This is a genomic window from Epilithonimonas sp. 33E, assembly GCF_059372615.1.
In genome coordinates, this window is the sequence record NZ_CM182009.1 from 1,120,400 (window position 1) to 1,145,107 (window position 24,708).

General features: G+C 35.2%; 25 protein-coding genes and 1 tRNA gene. 17 read left to right on the forward strand and 9 right to left on the reverse strand.

Annotated features, from left to right (window positions below; translation table 11 throughout):
- The first annotated feature begins 4 nt into the window (after positions 1 to 4).
- Positions 5 to 619, forward strand: a complete 615-nt coding sequence (locus AC5P2S_RS05250; RefSeq protein WP_494556491.1) for a hypothetical protein — start codon at positions 5 to 7, stop codon at positions 617 to 619.
- 24 nt (positions 620 to 643) lie between these two features.
- Complete coding sequence (locus AC5P2S_RS05255; RefSeq protein ID WP_494556492.1) at positions 644 to 1,174, forward strand: hypothetical protein; 531 nt, start codon at positions 644 to 646, stop codon at positions 1,172 to 1,174.
- A gap of 30 nt (positions 1,175 to 1,204) precedes the next feature.
- Here AC5P2S_RS05255 and AC5P2S_RS05260 read toward each other — a convergent pair whose 3' ends face one another.
- Complete coding sequence (locus AC5P2S_RS05260) at positions 1,205 to 1,693, reverse strand: DUF421 domain-containing protein (RefSeq protein WP_494556493.1); 489 nt, start codon at positions 1,691 to 1,693, stop codon at positions 1,205 to 1,207.
- 150 nt (positions 1,694 to 1,843) lie between these two features.
- Between AC5P2S_RS05260 and AC5P2S_RS05265 the strand changes: the two genes are divergently transcribed.
- A complete protein-coding gene (locus AC5P2S_RS05265; RefSeq protein WP_494556494.1) occupies positions 1,844 to 2,077 on the forward strand; it encodes a hypothetical protein in 234 nt (77 codons plus the stop codon).
- A 327-nt stretch (positions 2,078 to 2,404) separates the two neighbouring features.
- Positions 2,405 to 2,782: a hypothetical protein gene (locus AC5P2S_RS05270; RefSeq protein ID WP_494556495.1), complete on the forward strand. Its 378-nt coding sequence runs from the start codon at positions 2,405 to 2,407 to the stop codon at positions 2,780 to 2,782.
- Here AC5P2S_RS05270 and AC5P2S_RS05275 read toward each other — a convergent pair.
- Positions 2,760 to 3,356, reverse strand: a complete 597-nt coding sequence (locus AC5P2S_RS05275; protein ID WP_283417568.1) for a Crp/Fnr family transcriptional regulator — start codon at positions 3,354 to 3,356, stop codon at positions 2,760 to 2,762. The genes AC5P2S_RS05270 and AC5P2S_RS05275 overlap by 23 nt on opposite strands.
- A gap of 483 nt (positions 3,357 to 3,839) precedes the next feature.
- Here AC5P2S_RS05275 and AC5P2S_RS05280 point away from each other — a divergent pair, with 483 nt between their 5' ends.
- The 5 genes from AC5P2S_RS05280 to AC5P2S_RS05300 all read left to right on the forward strand — a co-directional run bounded on the left by AC5P2S_RS05280 (position 3,840) and on the right by AC5P2S_RS05300 (position 8,173).
- Positions 3,840 to 4,838: a hypothetical protein gene (locus tag AC5P2S_RS05280; RefSeq protein ID WP_494556496.1), complete on the forward strand. Its 999-nt coding sequence runs from the start codon at positions 3,840 to 3,842 to the stop codon at positions 4,836 to 4,838.
- Between the two features lie 82 nt (positions 4,839 to 4,920).
- Positions 4,921 to 5,520, forward strand: a complete 600-nt coding sequence (locus AC5P2S_RS05285; protein WP_494556497.1) for a YciE/YciF ferroxidase family protein — start codon at positions 4,921 to 4,923, stop codon at positions 5,518 to 5,520.
- 87 nt (positions 5,521 to 5,607) lie between these two features.
- Positions 5,608 to 6,051, forward strand: a complete 444-nt coding sequence (locus AC5P2S_RS05290) for a hypothetical protein (RefSeq protein ID WP_494556498.1) — start codon at positions 5,608 to 5,610, stop codon at positions 6,049 to 6,051.
- Entirely contained in the window at positions 5,985 to 6,440 is a 456-nt protein-coding gene (locus tag AC5P2S_RS05295) for a cyanophycinase (protein ID WP_494556499.1), read from the forward strand. Before AC5P2S_RS05290 ends, AC5P2S_RS05295 begins: the two co-directional genes overlap by 67 nt.
- Before the next feature lie 275 nt (positions 6,441 to 6,715).
- Positions 6,716 to 8,173: an ELWxxDGT repeat protein gene (locus tag AC5P2S_RS05300; RefSeq protein ID WP_494556500.1), complete on the forward strand. Its 1,458-nt coding sequence runs from the start codon at positions 6,716 to 6,718 to the stop codon at positions 8,171 to 8,173.
- A 219-nt stretch (positions 8,174 to 8,392) separates the two neighbouring features.
- Here the strand turns inward: AC5P2S_RS05300 and AC5P2S_RS05305 are convergent, their stop codons facing one another.
- The 5 genes from AC5P2S_RS05305 to AC5P2S_RS05325 form a co-directional block, all read right to left on the reverse strand.
- Positions 8,393 to 9,250 carry a T9SS type A sorting domain-containing protein gene (locus AC5P2S_RS05305; protein ID WP_494556501.1) on the reverse strand — a complete coding sequence of 286 codons (858 nt, stop codon included), beginning with the start codon at positions 9,248 to 9,250 and terminating at the stop codon, positions 8,393 to 8,395.
- A 76-nt stretch (positions 9,251 to 9,326) separates the two neighbouring features.
- Positions 9,327 to 11,144 carry a T9SS type A sorting domain-containing protein gene (locus tag AC5P2S_RS05310; RefSeq protein ID WP_494556502.1) on the reverse strand — a complete coding sequence of 606 codons (1,818 nt, stop codon included), beginning with the start codon at positions 11,142 to 11,144 and terminating at the stop codon, positions 9,327 to 9,329.
- A 130-nt stretch (positions 11,145 to 11,274) separates the two neighbouring features.
- Positions 11,275 to 12,411, reverse strand: a complete 1,137-nt coding sequence (locus tag AC5P2S_RS05315; protein ID WP_494556503.1) for a hypothetical protein — start codon at positions 12,409 to 12,411, stop codon at positions 11,275 to 11,277.
- On the reverse strand, positions 12,411 to 13,835 hold the full coding sequence (locus AC5P2S_RS05320; RefSeq protein ID WP_494556504.1) for a helix-turn-helix domain-containing protein: 1,425 nt from the start codon (positions 13,833 to 13,835) through the stop codon (positions 12,411 to 12,413). Before AC5P2S_RS05320 ends, AC5P2S_RS05315 begins: the two co-directional genes overlap by 1 nt.
- 208 nt (positions 13,836 to 14,043) lie before the next feature.
- Entirely contained in the window at positions 14,044 to 14,394 is a 351-nt protein-coding gene (locus AC5P2S_RS05325; protein ID WP_283417559.1) for a prevent-host-death protein, read from the reverse strand.
- A 275-nt stretch (positions 14,395 to 14,669) separates the two neighbouring features.
- On the opposite strand from AC5P2S_RS05325, the gene AC5P2S_RS05330 reads away from it, so the two are divergent.
- Together AC5P2S_RS05330 and AC5P2S_RS05335 are read left to right on the forward strand one after the other, a co-directional pair.
- Entirely contained in the window at positions 14,670 to 15,779 is a 1,110-nt protein-coding gene (locus tag AC5P2S_RS05330; protein WP_494556505.1) for a PAS domain-containing sensor histidine kinase, read from the forward strand.
- 187 nt (positions 15,780 to 15,966) lie between these two features.
- On the forward strand, positions 15,967 to 17,190 hold the full coding sequence (locus AC5P2S_RS05335; protein ID WP_494556506.1) for a T9SS type A sorting domain-containing protein: 1,224 nt from the start codon (positions 15,967 to 15,969) through the stop codon (positions 17,188 to 17,190).
- Positions 17,191 to 17,280: 90 nt separating this feature from the next.
- Here the strand turns inward: AC5P2S_RS05335 and AC5P2S_RS05340 are convergent.
- A tRNA-Leu gene (locus AC5P2S_RS05340) sits at positions 17,281 to 17,360 on the reverse strand.
- Positions 17,361 to 17,433: 73 nt separating this feature from the next.
- The gene (locus AC5P2S_RS05345; protein ID WP_494556507.1) at positions 17,434 to 18,201 is read right to left on the reverse strand and encodes an MBL fold metallo-hydrolase; all 768 of its coding nucleotides are present in this window, start codon (positions 18,199 to 18,201) and stop codon (positions 17,434 to 17,436) included.
- A gap of 54 nt (positions 18,202 to 18,255) precedes the next feature.
- On the opposite strand from AC5P2S_RS05345, the gene AC5P2S_RS05350 reads away from it, so the two are divergent.
- The 6 genes from AC5P2S_RS05350 to AC5P2S_RS05375 all read left to right on the forward strand — a co-directional run bounded on the left by AC5P2S_RS05350 (position 18,256) and on the right by AC5P2S_RS05375 (position 24,702).
- Positions 18,256 to 19,680 carry a TonB-dependent receptor gene (locus AC5P2S_RS05350; protein WP_283417631.1) on the forward strand — a complete coding sequence of 475 codons (1,425 nt, stop codon included), beginning with the start codon at positions 18,256 to 18,258 and terminating at the stop codon, positions 19,678 to 19,680.
- Positions 19,681 to 19,724: 44 nt separating this feature from the next.
- Positions 19,725 to 20,174, forward strand: coding sequence for a GAF domain-containing protein (locus tag AC5P2S_RS05355; protein WP_494556508.1), 450 nt, complete (start codon positions 19,725 to 19,727; stop codon positions 20,172 to 20,174).
- Between the two features lie 277 nt (positions 20,175 to 20,451).
- Positions 20,452 to 21,858, forward strand: coding sequence for a TolC family protein (locus tag AC5P2S_RS05360; RefSeq protein WP_494556509.1), 1,407 nt, complete (start codon positions 20,452 to 20,454; stop codon positions 21,856 to 21,858).
- Between the two features lie 20 nt (positions 21,859 to 21,878).
- Entirely contained in the window at positions 21,879 to 22,838 is a 960-nt protein-coding gene (locus AC5P2S_RS05365; protein ID WP_494556510.1) for an HlyD family secretion protein, read from the forward strand.
- A gap of 15 nt (positions 22,839 to 22,853) precedes the next feature.
- Complete coding sequence (locus tag AC5P2S_RS05370; RefSeq protein ID WP_283417526.1) at positions 22,854 to 24,056, forward strand: ABC transporter permease; 1,203 nt, start codon at positions 22,854 to 22,856, stop codon at positions 24,054 to 24,056.
- Positions 24,057 to 24,141: 85 nt separating this feature from the next.
- Positions 24,142 to 24,702 (forward strand): Crp/Fnr family transcriptional regulator, encoded by a 561-nt coding sequence (locus AC5P2S_RS05375; RefSeq protein WP_494556511.1) that lies wholly within the window; start codon positions 24,142 to 24,144, stop codon positions 24,700 to 24,702.
- Positions 24,703 to 24,708 lie beyond the last annotated feature (6 nt).

The following is a 24,708-nucleotide window of genomic DNA, read 5'->3' on the forward strand; positions in this document are numbered from 1 at the left end:
ACCAATGGAAGCTAAGAAAATACCAGGGGTCCCTGAACAAAAAAAAGGAGCGTTTCATGACACCGAAAGTCAAAAAAACTTTATTGTAAGCGAGCTTGCAGCACAACAATTCGGAATTTTGAAGGAACGTTTTTTTTCTATCAATCATTGGAAAGATTATTGCGGAGATTTATCTTCGGAATTCAAGCTTTATAACAGTCAAGGATTTCCTATTGACAGAGTCCCGGAAATAGGCGATTTTGTGAGGATTGATATTCCCGGGCCAGGAGATCCCGAAGCCAAAGGTTATGATTGGGTGGAGGTAGTAATGGTTGATAATCGTTGTTGTAATGATGAATTGGAAAGATATCTGATTTCCTGCAGGCCGTCTGAACCGCCGGGGAGAAATAGAAATGGAAATGTTGCTCATTTCTATTCCCGTGAGTCTTCTTCCACTTTCATTATTTCCCGAGGTGAGGATTATATAAAAGTTGGTGTGTATGGGCGCAACGAGATTGCTAATTTATCCGATAAGGGAATTTTTGCGAAAATCAGGAACTTTTTGGTTTCTCTCGGAGGCTTTTCCAGGTTGACGAAAATCCAGTGGAAAAGCTTAACGGACGGATTGCTGGACTTTTGAATCAATTAATTATCAATTTAGTTTATGCATAAAAAGATTTTATATTTTCTTTTTTTTAGTTCCTTCTGCTTTGGCCAGAGCTATGAGGAGCTTATGAAATATGCTCATTATTATGGTAAAAATATTGATGAATTCAAGGGGTTTATAAATGCAGAACCATCGGCCAGCCATTCAGATGCCGGTATCCAGCGGATTGTTTATGAGTTATATAATCATCATATTGGCATAGAAGAGCATAGAAGCAACAGTGGTAAGATAGGAGAAATATTTGTCTTTCAGATTAATGAAAATCATGTTAAAGCGAATTATCAATGGAAGAGATATTTTGATTCGATGCAAGCGGATGAATCTTTACAATTTGTGAAGGCAATATTTGATAATGGCATTATAAAAGAAAATGATTTGTCGCTTTCGGAATTCAGATTATTACTGAGTTCGGAAAACATGAATTCTAATGCCAGCTATGGCGTGAGATACAGGAAACAGAATGCATATTATTCTTTATTTGTGGTTAAAAGCAAGCTTGTTTTCACTGTTGATGATAAAAATTTTTAGATCTGTTTTTTTAGGTTTTGCAATGAGCGGTCAAATCTTTTTAATAATACTCATTTCCCCATTTTGTTCCATATAGATTTTCGAAATCTGTGAAAAATCTTCATTTCCGGCGGATAAGCGGATCGCCTGGAGAATGTCTTCGTAAGATACCAATGCGCGATGCATGTTCTTTAACAAAAATTCTCCCTCATCATATAGCAGAATTTTCTTACCGTCAATCCATTTCCCCGAGTCTTTTATTATGACTTTGATATAGCTTAATAAGCGATGCGAAAAAGCAATGATAAAGCTGGCTGTTACGATTGGTAAAAATGGAGAAGCGCCAACAACTGCTCTTGAAAGTATTGCTCCCAAAAGTATAACAATAATATTGTCCGAAGCGGTTTTCATTCCGAACGATCGGCGACCGGATAATCTTATTAACAATAATGCAATTATAAAGATAACAATCGCCCTGCATCCCATTTGAAAAGATGTTAATGTATTGCCTTTTCCCCAAATGTCATCAAGAATTTCCATGTTTTGATTTGAACAAAAATTATTCCTCAGTATTATTAATAATAAGGAAAATTATAATTTTTAGAATCAGAAAATCAGGTTATTATGACTCGAATCATAAACCAGCTATTATGCTGTTTGTAAATTTGGATTAACCAAAAAAATAATATTATGAAAAAGTTATTCTTAACATTCACAATCGGATTATTGTTTAGCTGTACAAATAATAAATCCTCACAAGAAGAAAGCTCAACATCTACCTCTGCAGACACAACCTCTACTGCAGGTGCAGTGCAGCCAACACCCAATTCCAATGGCAGTTCAGCTGCAGACAGCAGTTCCCTTAATGCCAGCAGTACATCTCCAAAAGATACTATTTCAACAAAACGGGATTCTGCAAGATAATTTTAGAATTAATTTTTTTAATAAGCATTTCTTAAGAAGTCGTTGCTAAATATTGTAGAGGTTTTAGGACTTAAGCAGATCTTAAAAACTGGTGACTTTAGTATTTCGAAATTGTTCAACAATAGATTTTATATTAATATAAGATTTCTATTAATACAACTGCTATGAAAATATTGATGATGTTATTCTTGTTTATGATTTTTCTTGGCTGTGTCTGCGATCCGGAAGACAGAGATCAAAAACAAAGGGATAAAGAAAGGAGTCAACACAGATACTTGACAAAAATTCCCATTGGGGATAAAAACTAGAACAAGATAAAATATTAATATGGTTGAACGGAAGTTATTACCTTTTGCGCAAGGCCTTTATTTTATCATGACTTCTTTGTGGCCTTTGTTGCATCTTGATAGTTTTCTGCAGATTACTGGCTACAAAACGGATATTTGGTTGGTTAGAACAGTAGGCATATTGTTATTTCCTTATGGTCTTCTTGCGATATATGCTGCGTTTTCTAAAAAAAATGCAATTGTCGGTGTTGTGTGTGGACTAAGCTGTTTCGGATTAGCAGTAATAGATTTGTACTATTACTTGGCAGGAGTTATAAAATGGGTTTATCTCATAGATTGTTTTTTACAGAGCGTGTTTGTGATCTATTGGATTTTTTATGTGATTACCAATAAAGTTAATAATAAATCTTTCGATTAATTATCTTAACAATATTTTGCTGCTCCATTTTTTTTATTGTTCTTATCACCGTTTCAACTCTTAAGCCGGTCATCGATGCTAATTGCTGTCTTGTAAGAGGCACTTCAAAAGAAAATTGTTCCTGATTATGATCGAAACTTTTATGATAATCCAGCACACCTTTGATTCTTATATCAGCGTATAAAGAGGAATTATTTTTAAGCATGATATATTTGTAATAAAGACGTTCGGATAAAAATTTATTAATATCTCTTGATATGTCGGGATTCTCTTTTACAAGCTGTGTAAAGCTGGTCTTGGAAAGTTTTAGAACACTGCATGGTTCAAAGACAACTGCATTGACAGGATATTTTTCATCAATAAAAAGCAAAAGCTCACACACGCTGAGACCTTTGGATAATATAGCCAGAATTAATTCCTTTCCTTCCTCATTGAAATGGTTCAGCTTAACCCTTCCGGAGAGTACCTGGTAATAGAATTTGGGAGTTTCCCCTTCATTAAAAATAATATCACCGGAATCAAACGTTTCGGTTTCGGCACCATAATTTAACAGAAGATTTGCGGCGATTAGCATATAAAAATTTTAGTAGTAGTTTTCAAAACAATTGATAGTTTGCAAACAAAGTACCAATGCAATAAATTAATGAAAAAATAGTATTAATGTTTTATGACTGCAATCATAAGCAAAAAATTCTCTGTGTCATTTTAATGTTGCGATTTGGAGATATAATTTCTACCAAATTATTCCAAAGCAAATCAATTCCAAATGTTAAAAATTAACCTTTAAATGTTAAATAATGATTTTGTTTTAAATAAAATTATTTTAGGGTTAAACTTCTGTAATTCTTTTTAACAGCTGTTTTTTTAGTGTTTTAAAATTAATCAATCGTTTAAAAATAATACCGTTTTTTAACTCTTATGACTCAGATCATAACATGACAAATGTCACATTGTCTAGCTTTGAATTACCACTTTTCACAAAAAATTTTGCTGTTCTAAATACTAGTCACAGACCAGCAATTTTATCACTAAATATTAATATAAAAAATTCAAAGTTATGAACACTAGAAATTCAAACAGCCGTTCAAACAATTCATCCAATTCTTCAAACGATGCAAGATCTGTTTTTGAAGAAATTTATCAATTAGGTTACGACCACGGTTTCAACGATGCCTCAGAAGATGAGGATTATGATGACGATTTCTCGGACTACGAGGACGAATTTGACGATTACGAAATATCAAATTATGATGATGACGATGAAGAAGATTATGATGATGAGGAATACGACGACGAAGAAGACTATGATGATGATGAAGATTACGATGATGACGAGGAAGACTATGAAGATGATGACGAAAACGAAGATGATAGTCGCGGGGGATCACGAGGCGGAAGAGGAAATCAGCAGCGTGACAGCCAGGGAAGATTTACATCCGGTGGAGGACGTTCTGGATCTGGAGGCAGCTCACGTTCTGGTTCACGGGGCGGAAATTCCGGATCTGGAAGTGGAACATCCAGAAGAGGATTTGCATCTATGAGTAAATCAGAACGTACAAGAATCGCAAGAATGGGCGGCGAAGCATCTCACGGTGGAGGCCGGTCATCCGGTTCGGGTTCTAACTCTGGTCGAGGTGGTAATTCCGGATCTGGAAGCAGATCAAATTCCGGAAGGTCAGGCGGAAACTCTGGTTCAGGCAGCGGAACATCCAGAAGAGGATTTGCATCTATGAGTAAAGCAGAACGTACAAGAATTGCAAGAATGGGCGGTGAAGCGTCTCACGGTGGAGGCCGGTCATCCGGTTCAGGTTCTAACTCTGGTCGAGGTGGTAATTCTGGATCTGATAGAGGTCGATCCAATTCCGGAAGATCAGGCGGAAACTCCGGTTCAGGCAGAGGAACATCCAGAAGAGGATTTGCATCTATGAGTAAAGCAGAACGTACAAGAATTGCAAGAATGGGCGGCGAAGCTTCTCATGGCGGTGGACGATCTTCTGGCTCAAGGAGATCAGGATCTGGAAGATCCGGTTTCGGAGGAAGAAGAAACAATTCTTAATCTTTAATTCTTCACTTCATTATATGCATGATTACCTCTCTTGGGAGGTAATCATTTTTAAACTCATTTAAAATCAATCATTATGGCTACCAAAACAGAAAATAATACGAGCTCTACAGTTAAAAAAGATATTGTAGAAAATCTAACTCAAACACCGGAATCCAAAGATAAAGATCAAAATATGGCAGATTCGCCTTTGCACAAGCTTTTTGTAGATGCTTTGAAAGACATCTATTATGCAGAAAACGCAATTGTGGATGCATTGGAAAAAATGGAAGCAGCCGCTACAACAGAAGAACTGAAAGATGCTTTTGAAGATCATCAGCTTCAGACCAAAAAACACATCAGCCGTTTGGAAAAAGTATTCAAACTGATTGGTGAACAGGCAGAGAAAAAAGAATGTAAAGCTATTGTAGGCATCATCAAAGAAGGTGAAGAGATTATCAAATCTACAGAAGAAGGCTCTATGACACGGGATGTGGGATTGATTATCGCTGCTCAGAAAGTGGAACATTATGAGATTGCAACTTATGGTGGTCTTGTTCAATTGGCGATTACAATGGGACATGAGAAAGCTGCCGATCTGTTGGACAGAACTTTACAGGAAGAAGAGGATACCGATTTGTTATTGACAGATATTGCAGAATCTTCTATCAATATCAATGCGGAGCAGGAAGATTAAATTTTAAGTTTTACATATTGAGCCATACAGAATCACTTTTGTATGGCTTTTTACATCTAAAAATTTTGTGAACTAAATTAATTAAAAATGACACCAAAAGGCAGATTAATAATTATTGGAGGAAAAGAAGACAAAAGCGAAACCGTTCCTGAAATGGAAGATGTCAATCACGGTTTTATTCCCAAAGAAATTCTCAAACTGATTGCAGAATCCAAAGATGACCGCATCGAAATCATTACAACTGCAACGTCAGATCCTGATGATATGGAGAAAACTTACAGTCAAACTTTTAAAGATATCGGTTACACCAACTTTGGATTTCTCTATATCACGCAAAAAGATAATAAAGAAAGTTTACAACGATTAGAAGATGCTAAAACAGTATTTTTTTCCGGAGGTGATCAGTCAAAATCTGTGATGTCTTTAAAAATTCCGAGATTATTGAACGGATCCATGAAAGATATTTGCATGAACAGGATTTCACAATTGCCGGTACCAGTGCGGGTGCAATGTGTCTGTCATCAATTATGATTGCTGATGCCATTAATGGGGAAGCGATTGTCGGTTATGATCTCGAACTGGACAATGGTCTCGGCTTTATGGATTGTATTATTGATACGCATTTTGTTCATCGTGGTCGTTTTGGAAGATTAGCACACGCTACGATTTTACACCCGGAATTTTTAGGAATTGGTCTCGGGGAAGATACATCGCTGATTATAGAACAGGGTAAAACAGCAACTTGCAAAGGTTCCGGAATGGTAATCATCATCAATTCGAAACAGATCAAACAAACCAATATCGAAACGGTAAAAAAAGGCTGCCCTGTTTATGCGGAAAATCTAGTGATTGATATTTTGACAGAAGATTGTAAGATTAATTTGGAAACAGGAGATATTGATGTATCGGATGCAAGATAATTTTCAAATTTTAGCTAAATCCTAATCAAAATTAAGCAAAGAGCAAAAAGTGGTTTCTTAATTCTTTTTTCATTGAAAAATGTGATGCAACTGTTTTATTAATAGTGAGTTATAGATGTTTTTTTTAATATCGAAATCGTGGAAGTTTACATAATTACGCTAGTGTTGTCCTGTTATTTTAGGTACAGCATTTATAATTTAGAACTTTCAAAGCGATCAATTCCAAAAAATGTGTTGGAATATTAAATCAATTATAACTAACTAATTAAAGCAGTATGAGAAAAATTAACTATTTGGCTTTTTTATTAAGCGGATTATTATCTGCACAAACTACCTTCACTTTGGTAAAAGACATCTATCCCGGAGCAACGGGTTCAGGACCTTCAAATTTCACACTTTACAAAGGAAAATTATATTTTTCTGCCAGTTCTAGTGTCAATGGTACTTCCATTGGGACTGAACTTTGGGAGAGTGACGGAACTGAAGCCGGTACCAAGCTGGTTTCTGATAATATTCCTGGTTCTTCTTCCACTTCACCAGGTGGTTTATTTACATTTAATGATAAAATTTATTTCAGTGGAACCAATATTGTGAATGGCACTAATGTTTCAGGATTGCTATTGTCTTACGATGATGTCAATGGTATCCAGACTGTATCTACCGTTTCTAAGTTCAGTACCAATTTTACAAAAGTAGGCAATACATTATATTTTAAAGCAACTAATACATCTGTTACGCCGAATACCCAAAGGCTGTATTATCTTGACAGCTCCGGCCAATCTGTTATTGCTGACGATAATCTTAATGTGAATACAATTGGTTTCATCGGGAATAAAGTTCTTGCAAATGCGCAACTAGCCAATGCTGCAAGCCCGTTTTTAACGCAGCTTTTTAGCTTTGACGGTAATTCTACATCGCTTGTTAAAACAATTAATCCTTCCACGTCTTCTTATCCGCAGTATTTTTTGTACAGCCCGGCGTTAGGTAAGACTTTTTTTAATGCCAATGGCGGAAACGGAGGTGAGCCTTGGATGACCGATGGAACCGAAGCAGGAACATCTATTGTAAAAGACATTAATGTTTCCAATGCTACTGCCGGTTCTAATCCCACAAGTTTCACAGAGTATAACGGAAAAGTTTATTTTGCAGCTTCTGATGGGCTTACAAGCGGCATAGAACTATGGGTGACAGACGGAACTGAACAAGGAACTAAAATGTTCAAAGATATCATACCCGGAACAACAGGATCTTTCCCGGAAAAATTAACAGTGTATAAAAATAAATTATACTTTTTTGCTACAAATGCAAGCAATGTGAAACAGCTTTGGGAAAGTGACGGGACAGATGCCGGAACAAAAGCGTTAGTTTCTATAGGCACAGCTTCTGCTCTTGTTATATACAATGATACGCTTTATTTTTCTGGTAGAATTAATAATACGGACACACTAGGTGTTGAGTTGTATAAGATTAATCTTCAGGATGATACATTGGCTGCTTCGGAAATGCAAAATAATAATATCAGCGTATATCCAAATCCTTCAAAAGGTGAAGTTTTTATATCAAATTTAAAGTCGGGAAAATTTGAATTGTATGACACAACAGGAAAACTGATCAAAGGAGGTAATTTCTCTGATAGTAAGATTCTCTTAAGCGCTCAGCAAGGTGTTTATGTGCTGAAATTAAAATCAGAAAATTCAAAAGCAAACTTTGTAACAAGAGTTATTATCAAATAATCTGATAAAAATTAAAACTGAATTTTTAAAAGCTGGAATGTGATAACATTCCAGCTTTATTTTTTAAATAAGAGAAGACTTAATAGAATTCTATTAAGTCCAGTGATTTAGGCTTTGATTTTTTATCAAGACAAATAAAAAGCTTCCCTATTAAAGGAAGCTCTAAAAAACACAAATGATGAAAAATCTTACTTAACCATTATCTGTAAGAAAATCCATTTATTTTTTGATTACGTTTTTTGTAGCAGTTGTATTATCACTGAAAGTTGCTTTTAATATATACGAACCTTTTGTAGCTTTGGAAAGATCTAATTCATTGGTTGCTGAGGTTGACAGACTTTTTCCGCTGATTTCGTATAGTTCCAATGATTTAACATTTTTTTCTGATTTTACCGAAATTTTTCCTGCAGTTGGATTTGGAAATACAGTGAAATTGGATTTGCCGGATTCTGTTACATTCATAGATGACTTTAACTGTACTTTAAAATTATCTACGAAGATTCGGTAGTTTGCCTGAGAGTTAAAAACCGTGCCGTCTGATGCGTAAAATGCAAACTTGACATTGTTGCTTTTGTAAGCAGAAACATCGATCGTCAGTTTATTTCTTTCATTAGAAATGGTGATATTGGGATTATCCCAGTTTCTCAGCTCTTGCCAGGTTGCTCCATTATCTGTCGTAACAAGAATCTTAAATTTGTCTCCTCCTTCAACCTGTGGTGCCGGTCCATTAGGATTAGTCATAAAAGGACCGTTGGTTGTTGCGTAATCAAAGCTGATTTCATAATCACCCGCAGATAGATCAAAAGCATTAGTCACAGCCCAATAAGAGATATTAGATGTATACATATTAACACATAATGACTGGTCATTAGCTGCAGTATTTCCCATAAAGGGCTTCTGTTGCCAATAATTGGTTGAAGCGTTAGTTGGTCCATTTCCAACGTTGGCATTAAAAGTATAGCCCAGATACCAGCCGGTTAATGGAAATGTTGTAAAGTCCTGAGTATAAGGCGGAGTAGTTTGTGAGTATAAAGATGATGCAAAAGCCATCATCGCGAATAGATAAAGTTTTTTCATTTTTTGTAGTAGTTGAGTTAAAGAGATGCCCTGACTTGATAGCCAGGACATCACTGATAAAAAATAATTTATGAAGTTATTGTTTGATAAGTTTCTGCGTGTCAGTTTTACCATCATCAAATGTTATTTTGATAACATACTGGCCAGTGGTAAGCCTAGAAACATCAATTGTTTTCGATGTAGATTCCATTACTTTTCTACCATTCATATCAATGACTTCAGCTTTTTTAAGGCTTTTATCATTTTTGATATTAACCATATCTTTGGCAGGATTCGGGAAAATAATTGTACTAATTTTTTTATCGGTTTCAGTTACTGCAAGCGTTTCTTTTAGAATTGTGAAGGTGTAATCTTCAGCCTGTCCCTGGTCAAAAACACTACAAGAATAAGTTGGATAGTTAAAAGCTTCTGAGATGATTCTCACTTTTGTATCTCCTAAGTTGGCCGTCAGAGGGATTGACAATTGGTAAGTGATGGTGTTGCTATTTGAAGCATTAACTTTTCCAAGATTATAAATTTCTCCCACATCGCCCAAGAATCCATTTTGATTCCAGTCTATAAAAGCTGTTAGGGCTTGAGCGGATGAGCTATTATAAGTTTGCGCATTGATCGTGATTGGATAAGTTTTCCCTCTTTCAAGATCCGTTTTGATTACAGAGAAATCTTCATAACCTACCTCAGCAGTAGAAGTATTGTTGATTGTTCCTATTTTTACCTGATCAATTGGCATCAGGAAATTGAATCTAGGCGTACAATAGCTATCAGTAGGATTGGTTTCTATACAGCTTCCAACTAATGTGAATACACCATCAACACCATTGTTAACAGCTCTCCAGATAGATCCGTCATTGCTGTAATAGGTTTCTTTTCCGCTGTTACGTATAGAAGTCGCTTCTATAAAAGATGCATTTTCCGGGACTTTATTTACAGCTTTTACAACCAGCCAGTATCTTGAACCCACAGCTCCGCCGGTAATAACAAGCGGTTCGGGAAGATTGAAAGTATTTTTTCTGAACGTAAATCCTTCTCTTTCATTCAAGTCTGTGACCGTATCAGGAACGATCGTGTTATAGGCTTTTACTGCGTCTAATGGCAATCCGTCAGGACCAGCTTTCATAATGAAAATATCGAAAGATTCTATACCACCTTTGTCAATTGTGTTCAGGATGATACTGGTTACAGTTAAGTTAGTATGCGCTGCAACATTAAAGTCATTAGCAAGATATAAAAGCTTCAGATCACCAGTTCCTGTTTCAAAATTGTTGCTCGGCGTAGAAGGCGCACAGGCTGACGGGTAAGTTTCAACACTATCACTATTTCCTACAACAATGTCATCCAGAACATTAGATCTTCCGGTTTTCATTACAGCTTCAAAACAAATCTGCAGTTGGGATGATTTTTCCGGTAAATTAATAATCTGCTGTTTCCATTCCGGAACATTGAAATTATAATTCTTCAGCGTTATCCATTCGGAGGTAGGAGAAACACGATAATAAACATTCAGTAGATTCTGATAGATTCCCCAAGCTTCTTGTCCCATAAAGAATGAAACCGTTGGTGTTTGTAATGCTGTAACATCCATTACAGGACTGATTAACCTGACCTTTGCATCAGGAGAGTTAGCTGCAATCTGAGCACAGGCATTCAGTTGTCCGGAATGCGCATTTACTATATTATAATCAACACCTCCGCCAGAACCTTTTTTATAAGCCCAGCCATCATAACTAGGATAGTGTCCGCCGATGACCTGTTGTGTCCAGCAGCCTCGCGTTGGGCTGTCTGTTTCAAAAGTTTCTTTGAAGGGAAAGCTGCTCAGTGTATTACAACTTTGAGCATTAAGACCCGCATTAATTATAGCAAAGAATGCTGCGATCAGATAATAAAGTTTCTTCATTTCAGTTAACATTTAATGAGTACGAAAATATCCCTTAATCAATGTAAAAACAAGAAATTGAATAGCTTTATTATAGAAAATTTATGATTTTGACAGTGGATTTTTTAATTTAAACTATTGATTGATAGGTTTATATGTTTTTGAATGCCTCGTTCTTCAACAACTTGCGTTTTTGCTCTTTTCTAATGGTTTCGATCAATAAAAAAATGATTAATCCGGAGAAAAAAACTGAGGTTACCAAAATCCAGATGGCATATTTTTTCCCGATAGATTCTTTTTCGGAATCATTGCGTTTGTCTTCTTCAAGAATTAATTGATTGACTAATTTTGCGGCTTCACGATTACTTTCCTTAACACGATTATTATACATTGTGTTATAATAATTGTACTGTTTGATGTCAGATTTTTGTAAATAATTATCGGCTAAAAGTTGGTAGATTTCATTCTCTATGTCATCTCTTGCCGGCTGATTTTTTCGCAGGTTCAAGATCCTGAAAAGAATTTCGTTGGACAAATCCGGTTTTTTCTGAAGCGATAAGATTTTTGCTTTTCCCAGCTCAATAAATATTTCCTGAAGCTCTGCAAACTGTGGAGGATAAGGACGTGATGTCTCATAGATGTTAACACTTGCCAGTTTCAGATTTTCTGCAGCCTGATGCAGTTGCTTCTGTTGTATCAATGCATAAGCTTTGTTGAGATAAGCTAGTTTGATATTAATTTCAGCTAAAGAATTTTTCGATAAAAGATATTGATTAATAGCCTTGTTGAAATATGATAATGCAATATCACTGTCCAGACTGTAAAAATAATTCATTCCTTTCAGGTAATAGATATTTCCTTTTACAAGATTAAGCGAATCCGAAGCTTTGGCTGACGATAAAAGCGATTCTGCCTGATCCAGATAAACTCTTGTTTTTTCATTAAGCTGCAGTGACTGATAGGTGTTTCCAACAATGCCCAGTATTTTGATTTTGATGATTTTATCACCGCTGTTGTCAGCATTTTCCAGAGCTTCATTGCCATATTTTATAACATCCAGAGGTTTTTGCAAAATATTGGAAGTGTTGGTTAGTATAAAAAGACATAAAAGCTTCTGCTTATGATTCAGATCCTTATTCTTATAAATTTTTTCAGCAATCTTGCATGATGCTGCAGGATCTAGAAGCATCAGATTTTCAGCTTTACTTAAATCATCTTTTGGATCAGAAGATCTTGCGGCTACTAAAAAACTTAGAAATAACGTTATTATACAGATAATCCTTTTCATTATTCCTTCTGTTTTAATAGTTGGATGTAATTGGCCGGTGACATTCCGGTAACGGATTTGAACACTGCTGCGAACGCACTGTGAGTAGAAAAACCACTTTCTTCTGCAAGGTATTTTATTTTATAGCTTCTGTATATTGGCTTGTTTTTTAGTTTGCCGATGATGTAGTTGATACGAAGCTCGTTAATATAGGCATTGAAGTTTTTTTGTTTATGGTTATTGATAGCTTCGGAAAGATATTTTGTATTGGTCTCTAATTTTTTAGCGAGACTTTGTAAAGAAATATCAGGATTGATACAATCATCGGTATTTTCAAAGTCATCGAGTTTTTTCAATAATAGATTTTCCGTTTTCTCCGGTATTGTTTGTGTTTGTGGTGTCTTTTTATCTTTTAAGGCATTAATTTTATTAATGAAATTTTGATATTCTTTGATATGAAAGTTAGTTTGATAAAATCTTAATAAAATCAGAGTTACACTTATTAATCCTATGATAATTATGGTTAATATTATATTTTTCCTTTTGGTTATCATGAGGTCAAGATCATCATTGTTTTTTTCTTCGGAGATGTTGAACCATTTATTCTTTGCCGAATATTTTGCCTGATCTATTTTTTTTAGCAAATCCTGCTTTTTATTAATAGAGTCTGAAAAGTTGTTGGAATCTCCAATTTTGGAATAATAGGATGCCAAAAGCTCGTAATACTCATATTTGATTTTTGGATTCGATGATTGTTCCAATTGCTCTTTGGGAAGGCTGAGGATAATTTTTTTTGCCTTTTCCAGATTGTCATTATTGAGCAAAAATTGGCTGTACACAATATCAAATTCTATATCATTTTTATATAGATTTCTTATACCAATCAGAAATTGATCTGATAGTTTGTTAGTAGCTACATAATCAAACAGACTGAGTATATCGTCCCTAAGAATCATAAGATTACTGGACTTTGCCTTTTCCAGAACAGCCAGCAAATTATTGTTGAGGTTGTTTGTTCTATTCTGATTAAGTTTGGTCAGAAGGAGAATGATTTCATCAGAAAATACAAGGTCTTTATTTTGTGATGTTTTTTTAGTTGCAGATACATCGTTGGTGCTGATGCTAAGATAATTTAGGATGCTTCTTTTAAGAATAAAGATGCTTATTGGCAGGTCATTATTATTTGCGGAAATTTTTTTTAAAGCATCGGTAAGATTATTTTGGTAATACAATGATTTGATTCTCAAATAATCGGATTTCTCTTTTTCGTCATCTGTGAGTATGAAGTTTTTTTCAAGATAGTCCAGAGATTCTGTAGCTTTATCCGGCATCAGTGTTATTTCATAGCCGGCTTTTTGGAGAAGCTGTTTTTTCTCCAGATCAATAGGTTTCCCACTTGCAGCAGTAAAAAATAATATAAAAAAAACAAAAAAAAATTTTAGCACCGGACTTTAATTGAAGGTTAAAATTATGTTTTTATTTTAAACCTACAATCGCTCTTTTGAGAAAATATCATTAATAAAAAGCAGATAATAACCATATCAAGCTAAAACAGAGCAGTCCTTTAAGAATTTTATAACTGTTATAAGGGTCATCATCGTGGTTATTGGAATCTTAGGAAGGCTAATGCACTTTAAAAAATTCAATAACAAATTAAAGTTGATAATTACCGGTCATTCTGCTAAGAATGAAGTTGACAAATTCATCATCGATTTTCTTTCTGTCAATTAACTTATTCCTGTACTCATAAGAAGTTAACATTTTTGCTAACCGACCATAGTTTTGATAGTCGGATTCTGCGATCATCATTCTTCCGGCTCCGCTTTTTGTCTTTATAATCTCATTATCGATTGTTCTGAGTTTGATAACAATGTGATAAAATTTCGACAGGTCTTTGCCTTTATATCTTTCAATGATATTGATCTTGAAAGCATTAAAATAGATTGTTTTAAAGCCAAGATTTGATCCTCGTTCAGGCGTATTGATTTCTAATGTAAAATTCATAAATATTGCTGCAAATATACTATCGGATTTGATAAATACAAACCAAAAGTGAAATATTATTGAATTTTTATGACTAAATATTATTTTTTATATATTTTTTTTGTCGTTTATGATTTGGATCATAAAGCTGTACTGGACGAATAACTAATTTTATTTTGTTTTATCTATTTTTTTAATCAGAATTAAATTCAAAGTCTTTTATTTGTAATTACAGATTTAAAATCCAATTATTCTGTGATTAACAATAATGTATGAAGTTATGTAGAAATTAAACTATGGATATATTTAACAAATCGGAAAATAAGCAAGCATTACTCAATGCCATAGTGATGTCTAGTCACGATGCTATTATCAGCAAATCACTAGATGGGATTATAACAAGCTGGAATACCGCTGCCGAAAGAATGTTTGGCTACTTGCAGGATGAAGCAATAGGAAAGCATATTTCATTGATCATTCCCGCAGATCGGTTGAATGAGGAAGATTTTATTATTGGTCAGATAAAGGCCGGGAAAAGAGTTGATCATTTTGAGACCATCAGAAAAACTAAAGATGACCGATTATTTCCGATTTCTGTTACAGTATCGCCCGTAATTGATAAAAATGGCAACATTATTGGCGCATCAAAAATTGCCCGCGATATTAGCGAACGTCATAACGCACAGAAAGAAAAGGCGGAATTGCTTGACAGATTAAAGGATCTCAATAAAAGAAAAGATGAATTCATAGCATTAGCCAGTCATGAGCTAAGAACTCCATTGACCAGTATGGATGCCTATCTTCAGATCTTATCCAGAAATATTAGTGATGAGAAAGTGAAGGTCTTTGTAGAAAAAGCACTTTCACAATCAAAAAAAATTAACCATCTGATATCCGATTTGCTGGATGTTTCTAAAATAGAATCTGGTAAATTGATCTTACGTCCTGAAGAATTTGATGTCAAAAGTTTACTTGAGGATACGATTGAACTCATTTCACATTCAAATGAGAGCTTCGTCATTACTTTACATTCTGATCTGGAGTCTGTTATGTTGTTTGGTGATAAATATAAAATCGAACAGGTAATCGTTAATCTGTTAACTAATGCAGTGCGGTATTCAAATGACAACAAAAATATTGAAGTCTCGCTGAAAAATGATGATGATAATATTCTGATAAGTGTTAAGGACTACGGATTAGGTATTGATCCCGACCATTTTGAAAATATTTTTTCAAGATTTTACCAGATTCATAACTCGAGCAATATTTCCGGATTAGGTTTGGGCCTGTATTTGTGTAGACAGATTATTTCTCAGCATCAAGGTCAGATTTGGGTTGAAAGTGAAATTGGAAAAGGAAGTACTTTTTGGATAAAGCTTCCGATCAGAATAAACAAGAAGCCTTGATTTTAAATTAAATCTAAATGATTGAAGTAGCAATTTAAGACTAAAAAATTGTAAAGGTACACCATTCTATTATATAGCTTTTCCGATAATTTCTATTTGATATTAAAAAATTCAATTTTTCTACAGAATTAGATTGCAATATTGCACGCTTGTAAAATTGATACATTTTTAATATAAATTGCTATTTATGAACAGAATAATTATTCTTACTTTATTAGGTGCTGTTATTTTTTCAAAAGCACAAACTAAAATTTTATTTGATGCCACAAAAGCGGAAATGGCGGGAAATGGAGATTGGGTAATTGATGCGGATTCACATAACCTTAAAGCAAATTCTAATGGAACTGTTACTACAGGCGGATCGGACTCTAATCCTCAAAGGTTACCGACTCCGGCACAAAGCGGTATAACTATTAATACGACGGAAACCTATTGGACTGGTGCTTTAAGTGCCTGGGCGATAGATTTGGTAAAGAGAGGATATGTTGTAGAAACGCTTCCTTATAATGGTAAAATCACTTATGGCGATTCTTCAAATGCGCAGGATTTGTCCAATTACAAAGTTTACATCATTGATGAACCTAATCTGAAGTTTACAACAGCTGAAGCCAATGCCTTGATTAATTTTGTGAACAACGGTGGTGGGCTGTTTATGATCAGTGATCACGATATAAGTGATAGAAATGGTGACGGGTGGGATTCTCCCGGAATTTGGAATGATATCCTAAGTAATAATACAGTAAAACCTAACCCTTTCGGGATCACTTTTGATTTGCAGAATATTTCACAAACGAGCACCAATATTGCAAATCTTCCAACAGACCCCATTCTGCATGGTCCCGCAGGAACACCGACACAGATCCAGTTCAGCAACGGGACGACAATGACTCTTAATAAAGTTGCAAACCCATCTGTAAAAGGCCTGATGTTTAAAACCGGCTCTTCTGCATCCGGAACTACGAATGTTTTATTTGCAACCGCTACTTACGGACTTGGGAAGGTTTGTGCTCTAGGAGACAGTTCGGTTCCGGACGATGGAACAGGTGATCCTAGCGACACTTTATACAATGGCTATACGGGCGATGCCAATGGAGATCATAAACCATTATTATTAAATGCGACTATCTGGCTTGCAACAAATTCTTCTAATTTAAATGTAAATGATCTGGCAGGCACAGCTAAGGACATCAGCATTTATCCGAATCCAACTTCAGATTATATTTACATTGCAAACGACAAAGACTCGGATAGCTATCAATATTCAATCACAGATTTCTTAGGTAGAAACCTGGAAACAGGAGTTGTAAATTCAGGGAAAATCAATGTTGAAAAATATAACTCAGGCAACTATATTCTGACAGTAAAATCCTCTTCAAATATCATGAGATTATTCAGGTTTATTAAAAAGTAAGCTTATTAACAAAAATTGTTTGTGCATATTGGTGCTAGAAGTAAAATAAAAAAACCTATCTGATTAATCAGATAGGTTTTTATTTAATTGTACCCAGGACCGGGATCGAACCGGTACTCCTAAGAACTGGTGTTTGAGACCAGCGCGTCTACCAATTCCGCCACCTGGGCTTGCTTTAAATTGGTGTGCAAATATATGTCAAAAATTATTGATTCAGAAATTTTTTTCAAAGTTTTTTCAAATTTAAAATTCGATTTCCAGACTGTCATAAGCAAGATGTACATTATCAGGAAGTTCACTTTCGACTTCTTCATGAAAACCCAAATGATGACTGATGTGGATAAGGTAAGTTTTCTTTGGCTTCAGCTCTTCAACCAGTTCAAGAACCTGTGGTAATATGAAATGCGAGTGATGAGGATCTTTTTTTCTGAGACAATTAATGATGAAAAAATCCAGATTTTTCAGTTTTTCTTTTTCTTTATCATCAATTTTACTCGCATCTGTTATGTAAGCCAGATTTTTGAATTTAAATCCCAGAATATTAATCTCAGAATGCATAATATCAATTGGTTGAACTTCAACTTCGTCAAAAAGAATAAAATTATTCTCGATTTCAAATAAATCAAAACTTGGTGCGCCAGGATATTTGTGCTCAATAAAAGCATAAGGAAAACGGTCTTTGATTTCTGTTGCAACGCGTGAATTACAATAGATTGGCATTGATGATCTATTTTTAAAAATCAGTGGTCGCAGATCATCCAATCCGATAATGTGATCGTTATGCTCATGTGTTATCAAAACCGCATCGATTTGCTCCTCGTTATTCATCAACATTTGTTGGCGAAAATCTGGTCCGCAATCAATCAAAATCTTCTTTCCAGAGTCGGAAGTGATAAGAGCAGAAGTGCGTAAACGTTTATCTTTTTGGTCTTTGGAGAGGCAAACCGGATGATGGCTGCCAATAACAGGAATGCCTTGAGAAGTACCGGTGCCTAAAAATTTTAAAAGCATTTTTGTTTTTGCTGTTATTTTGGTAAATTTACAAAATAAATCTAATTCTTCGTGATAAAGCCAAAACTTACCCCTAAGCAGAAAGCATTAGCCATTAATTTAGATTCATCCATCTACGGAACTTTTGCGGAGATAGGAGCGGGTCAAGAAACTGTAAGGCATTTTTTTCGTGCCGGCGGTGCCTCTCAAACCATTGCAAAGGCAATGTCTGCTTACGATAAGGACTTTTCTGACGCTATTTATGGTAAAGAAACCAAAAACCGGTATGTAACGCAAAACCGTCTCAGAAAAATGTTGCGTTACGAGATGGCACTTATTGAAGAAAGAATCCCGAGAGAGAAAAATCCGGGCAAAAAATTCTTTTCCTATGCTAATACGGTTACAACCATTAATTTTGATAAAACATCAAAAGGCCATGGTTGGGTAGGAATCCGATATCAGAATAACGAGAACGAAGATTTTAACGAGATTGTTATCCATGTCAAATTTAAAGAAACCAATGCAACCCTTCAGCAGGAAACATTGGGAAGTCTTGGGGTGAATCTGATTTATGGTGCTTATTTCTATATTGATAATCCGCGCGTTTTAATAGAATCTCTTTATGATGATCTTTCTACCGACCGATTAGAAATTGATATGATTGATTTCAGCGGGCCGGCTTTCCAATATGTAGATAACCGTCTGATGAGTCTTCAGCTGGTAAAACTGGGAATGACTGATGCTGTGATTTTCAATTCCGAAGGTAATAATATGTTGCCCGCAGATATTCTTTACAAAAAAAATATTTTTGCAGTAAGAGGAAGTTTCCGTCCGGTTACAAGAGTTAATATCGATATGTTTGAACACGGATTGGAGATGTTCAACCAGGATAATGCGTGTGACCACGAGAATACACAGATTTTATTTGAAATTACGATTTCTAACCTTAGAGCTGCTGGTGATATTGATGAAAGAGATTTTCTGGATAGAGTCGATATCCTGGGAACTTTAGGCTATACCGTAATGATTTCCAATTTCTCCGAATATTACAGAATGGTAGATTATTTCTCAACCTTTACCAATCAGCATATTGGTGTTGCGATGGGCGTTAATAATCTTCTGGATGTTTTTGATGAGGAATATTATAAAAATCTTCCCGGAGGAATTTTGGAAGCCTTTGGTAAGTTCTTTAAAAAGGATATGCGTGTTTATCTTTACCCTTATAAAAATCCTGAAAACGGTGAATTGCTGACATCAGAAAATCTGAAGGTTCATGATAATCTGAAAGAATTATATAAATACTTCAAACTTAATAAGAGAATTGTGGATATTGCCAATCATAACCCAAAGTTCTTGGAAATCTATTCCCGCGAGATTCTCAAGAAAATTGTTACCCACGAACTGGGTTGGGAAGAAGAATTACCAAAAGGTGTTGCCGAAATCATAAAAGAGCGCGGCATGTTTGGCTACAAAGAATTGACATTTGAAGGATTAAATTAAACTTTATTATAACACTTCTGGTTATAACATATAATAATTACAAAATGGTAGAACTTAGAAATAGACTTTCGTTCATTTTGGAAAGTCCCGAACACGATACAAATTCAAAACTTCTGAAGATCTGTCAGGTTTTAGATAAAGAGATTTCTTATTATAACTGGACGGGATTTTATTTCAAGAACGGGGACAAGGATGAGTTGATTCTCGGTCCTTATGTTGGAGCGGAAACGGATCATACGATTATACCTTTTGGAAAAGGAATCTGTGGGCAGGTGGCAGTTTCCGGCGAGACTTTTGTGGTTCCTGATGTTTGGGCTCAGGATAATTATTTAGCGTGTTCGCTTGACACCAAAGCAGAAATTGTTGTTCCAATCTTCAAAAACGGAGAAAATATCGGTCAGATTGATATTGATAGCCACTCCAAAGATCCATTCACAAAAGAAGATGAAGAATTGTTGAACTGGCTTTGTGTAGAGGTTGCGAAGATTTTGTAATTACTTTTTCTATAAAATTTTAAAGTCGCAATTATTGCGGCTTTTTTTATTGATTCATTCTATTCAAAAGAAGCCGATTTACCGGGTTTTTTCACTAATTATCAATCATTAATTTCACTGATTTTTGAAATTATATTGTTAGCTGTAAAAATTATTTTATAGCTTTTTTGTAATTTTCAATTAAGAGATAAGGCAAAAGTTATTTTCGTTTTTTGATAAATGTCAAAGGAAACAAAGCCTTACATTCGGAAATTTGCACCAACAAACAGAACATAAAATGAAAACATTAAAGAAAATTGTCTCTTTTTCAATCATTTGTTTTCCTTTGGTTTTACAGTCACAATCTGCTCCAACATTACAAGAGCTGGTAAGTGCTGCAATGGCAAAAGATGCGGTAATTGAACAGCAAAACTTAGAGTCTAAATCCAATCTGCTGGACCAGCAAAAACTGAAAGATGTTTTTCTTCCAAAAATTGAATTTTCTGGAAAAACGGGGTATGTCAATGCAACAGCAAGACTTACCTCTCCGGAAATTACTCTGCCAGCAATCCAACCTGTTTTTCCAGGGGCAACAATCCCAAAAGGTAGCTTTAACAATAATTTCACCTTATCCGGTTTTGAAGCAGCGGCCAAAGCCGAAGCCAAAATTTTGATATACTCAGGTGGAAAAGTGAAACACCTAAAACAGGCTTTGATTGAAAAAAATAACGCCAGTCAGGCCCTAAAGGCAAAAAATATAGATGAAGTGATAACCGAAATTTCGAAAGCTTATGATCAATTTGCACTAATTGCAGAAAGTAAAAATGTACTGGATCAGGGCAAAAAAAGATTGAACATCAATAAAAAAACTGCCGAAAAAGCACTTGGTTACGGATTGATAACGCCGTATGATTTTAAAAAAATAGAATTGGCACAGGCTACTTTGGATTCTAAAATGGTAGAATATGAAGGCAAAAAAGAATTACTGATTACACAAATGCATATTTTGACAGGAATTGATAGGGATAGAATTGCTCTTATTAACCCATATCTGGAAAGAATTGAGTATCTGGATGATAATCAAAATATAGAAAACAGAGTAGAGCTGACAGCTTTAGATTATGGCATGAAAGCAATTGATGCTAAAATAAAAGCTGAAAAAACCTGGTGGATTCCAAAAGTTCAGGCTTCCACATCATTATCATATCTGGGCTTCTACAATACCAATATTTCTTCTTCCAAAGAAATAATACCAGGCACAGGATCTTCATTAGACTATAAGCTGACTAATCTGAATTTATTTCCAATTTTTCAGGCAGGTATAGGCTTCAAATGGGATGTTTTTGATGGGAATGAAGGAAAGCACGAAATCGAAAAAGCAAAGATTGAAAAGGAAATCCTGGAAAGTAAAAAATCGGATGCTAAGAAGAAATTGCAACTAAATCTTGCAAACAATCAGACCAACTACAATATTGCATTTTCTCAAATAGAATTGAAAGAGAAAGCGAGGCAAATTGCCAGAAATGCCTTAACCCAGGCCGAAAAAGAATTCAGATATGGCTTGATAAAATCCAGTCAGCTGATAGAAGCTGAAAATGATATGGAAACAGCAGAATTGGAATATCAGACCGCTATTTTTAATCAGAGAAGAGCCGCTGTAGAACTAATGAAGTCCACACAAAATCTATCAATTGAAAAACTTTAACAACAAACATTCGACATAAAATGCAAACTTATACTTTAAAATCTATCGCTATAGCAAGTCTACTTTCTTTAGTTGCTTGTAAAAATGAGAAACCTAATAAACTTATCGAAGGAAAAACAAAAAAAGAAATTATTTCCTTTGCTCCAAAAATCAGTGGTCGTATTCTAAAAATCTATGTAGAAGAGGGACAGACGGTCAAGGCAGGTGATACACTGGCAATGCTTGATGTGCCGGAAGTCTCTGCAAAAATTGCACAGGCAAAAGGGGCTACTGCTGCTGCCAAAGCTCAGGCGCAATTGGCAAAAAACGGCGCCACAGCAGATCAGCTTCGGCAGTTACGAGCCAAACAAAAAGGTCTGGCCGAACAATATGAATTTGCACAAAAATCTTATAAAAGAGCATCCAATATGTTCAAAGACAGTCTGATGTCACCCCAAAATTACGATGAAATTTTTGCAAAATATCAAGGTGCAAAAGCTCAGTTAGATGCCGTGAATGCGGAGCTACATGATGTAGAATTGGGAACCAGAGTAGAGAAAATAGAAATGGCCATAGGACAGGAAAATCAGGCAAAAGGAGTATTGCAAGAAGCTAATGTGGCCTATTCCGAAAGATATATCATTGCAACAAACGATATGGAAATTGAAACTATTTCTTTGAATGTAGGAGAGTTAGCGACCGCAGGATATGCATTATTCAATGGATATATACCGGGAACAACATACTTTCGTTTCACAATTCCTGAGAGTGGAATGTCCAAGTTTCATAAAGATTCAATTGTAAATATGAAATCTACCTATGGTAATCAAGAATTTTCAGGTAAAATAGTTTCCATCAAGCAATTGACAAAATATGCGGACATCACAACAGCTTTTCCGGATTATCAGCCGGGAGATGCAGTTTATGAAATAAAGGTAATCCCAACAGACAGAACAAAGGTCAATGGGCTTTTGGTCAATTCTAGTGTTGTTTTGAAGTAATCTAAACTTACAAAAATGAAACAGTTAAGATATCTTTTGAAAAGAGAGTTTAAATTGTTCTTAACGAACAAAACAATGCTTTCTGTGTTTTTTATTGCACCGGTTTTCTATGCATTGCTGATGGGATTTACATACAAAAGCGGGAAGGTTACGGATATTCCTGTAATTGTGGTTAATTATGATAAAACACCGTTATCATACCAAATAATAGACATGCTGAATGATAACAAATCAATTAAGGTACTGAATTACGAAGAAGAGCCGGCTGTTATAAAAGACGAGGTTATAAAGACCGAAGCGGGTGCAGTTGTAATCATTCCGGAAAGATTTGAAGCTAATATTCTTCAGAAAAAATATCCCGAAATCAACGTGTATATTAATACTTCTAACGTGTTGACTGCCAATTTTGCTTCAAAAGCTATTCAGTTGACTTTGGGAACTTTTTCGGCAGGTGTAGATATAAAGGCTTTGCAGAAAAAAGGAATGAGTGCAGAACAGGCAAAAATGAATATTGAGCCTTTCAAAGCAAACTATATTACACTTTTTAATACAACAGGTAATTATCTGGTTTTTATGTGGCCGGCTTTGATGGCGGTCGTTTTACAGCAAGTTATTCTGCTGGCAATGGCAGTTACCTTTTCTGAGGAGTTTAAAAGAGAATCCTTTATAAAAGATTTCGCGGGGAAACATAAGTATGCGGTTTTGGTTATGGCGATAAAATGTCTTCCTGTCTGGATTTTTTCTAATTTCAATATTCTGATATTCTATCTATGCAGTATTTATTTTAAAATTCCTGCACCGGAAAATGTCGCGAACTTCTTTTTATTGACTGCTGTATTTATAGTTGCAGCAACCAATCTGGGAGTTTTGGTAAGTATTATCATCCCCGATGCACTCAAAGCGACACAAATTCTTATGGTAATTGCATCACCGGCGTTTATTATCAGTGGATTTACGTGGCCGACCTATGCAATGCCTTCATTTATCGCCAATTTTACCAATATCATTCCGCTAACGCCTTATTTAGAGGCTTTGAAGATAATGGTTGTAGAGAAAGGATCAGATTATCTCACCTATAAATATTTCTGGCATTTATTTATTTTAGGATGGGTTTATTTTATTTTAGGATGGATTGCTTTGAAGATAAAAATCAATATGTTATTCAAGGCTCATCATATTGTGGAAAATTATGAAGGTCAGGAAATTGACCCGGAATAAGTTTTCATTTGTTCTAATGTTTGTATGTGAGCGTTTCGGAAAATTTTGAAACGCTCATTTTTCGTATTTTTACGAAAAATAATCTATGGACATTCTTCTTGAGCTGGAAAAACATATAAAAATCGATACCGAAATAGAGCGTTTTTTTAATGAAGAATGTAATACTCAAAGTTTTGAAAAAGGTAAACTTCTTAGTCAGCAAAACCACTATAACAGAACTATTTTTTTTGTAAACGAAGGTTTGCTCCGGATGTTTTACTATGAAAACGGAAAAGACATAACGACTAATTTTTATTCGGAGGGTAAGGTTACTGCGAATCTTGATACACTTTTTAAAAATGAAGCCGCCAGAAATAATATAGAAGCGGTAGAACAATCGATCGTTACCAGCTGCAATTACGACAAATTAGAAAAATTATGTTCAGCATCGCTTACTGCGGCCAATTTCAGCAGGTACATACTTGGGAATCTGATGACGCAAATGTTAGCCCGCATTGTGTCGCTCCAGCATATGACAGCTAAGGAAAAATATAAACAACTTCTGGAGGAAAATCCGGATATTATTCTGCGTGCACCTCTTGGGATGGTTGCTTCGTATCTCGGCATTTCACAGGAAACATTGAGCAGGATCAGAAGCGAAATTTAGTGCTAA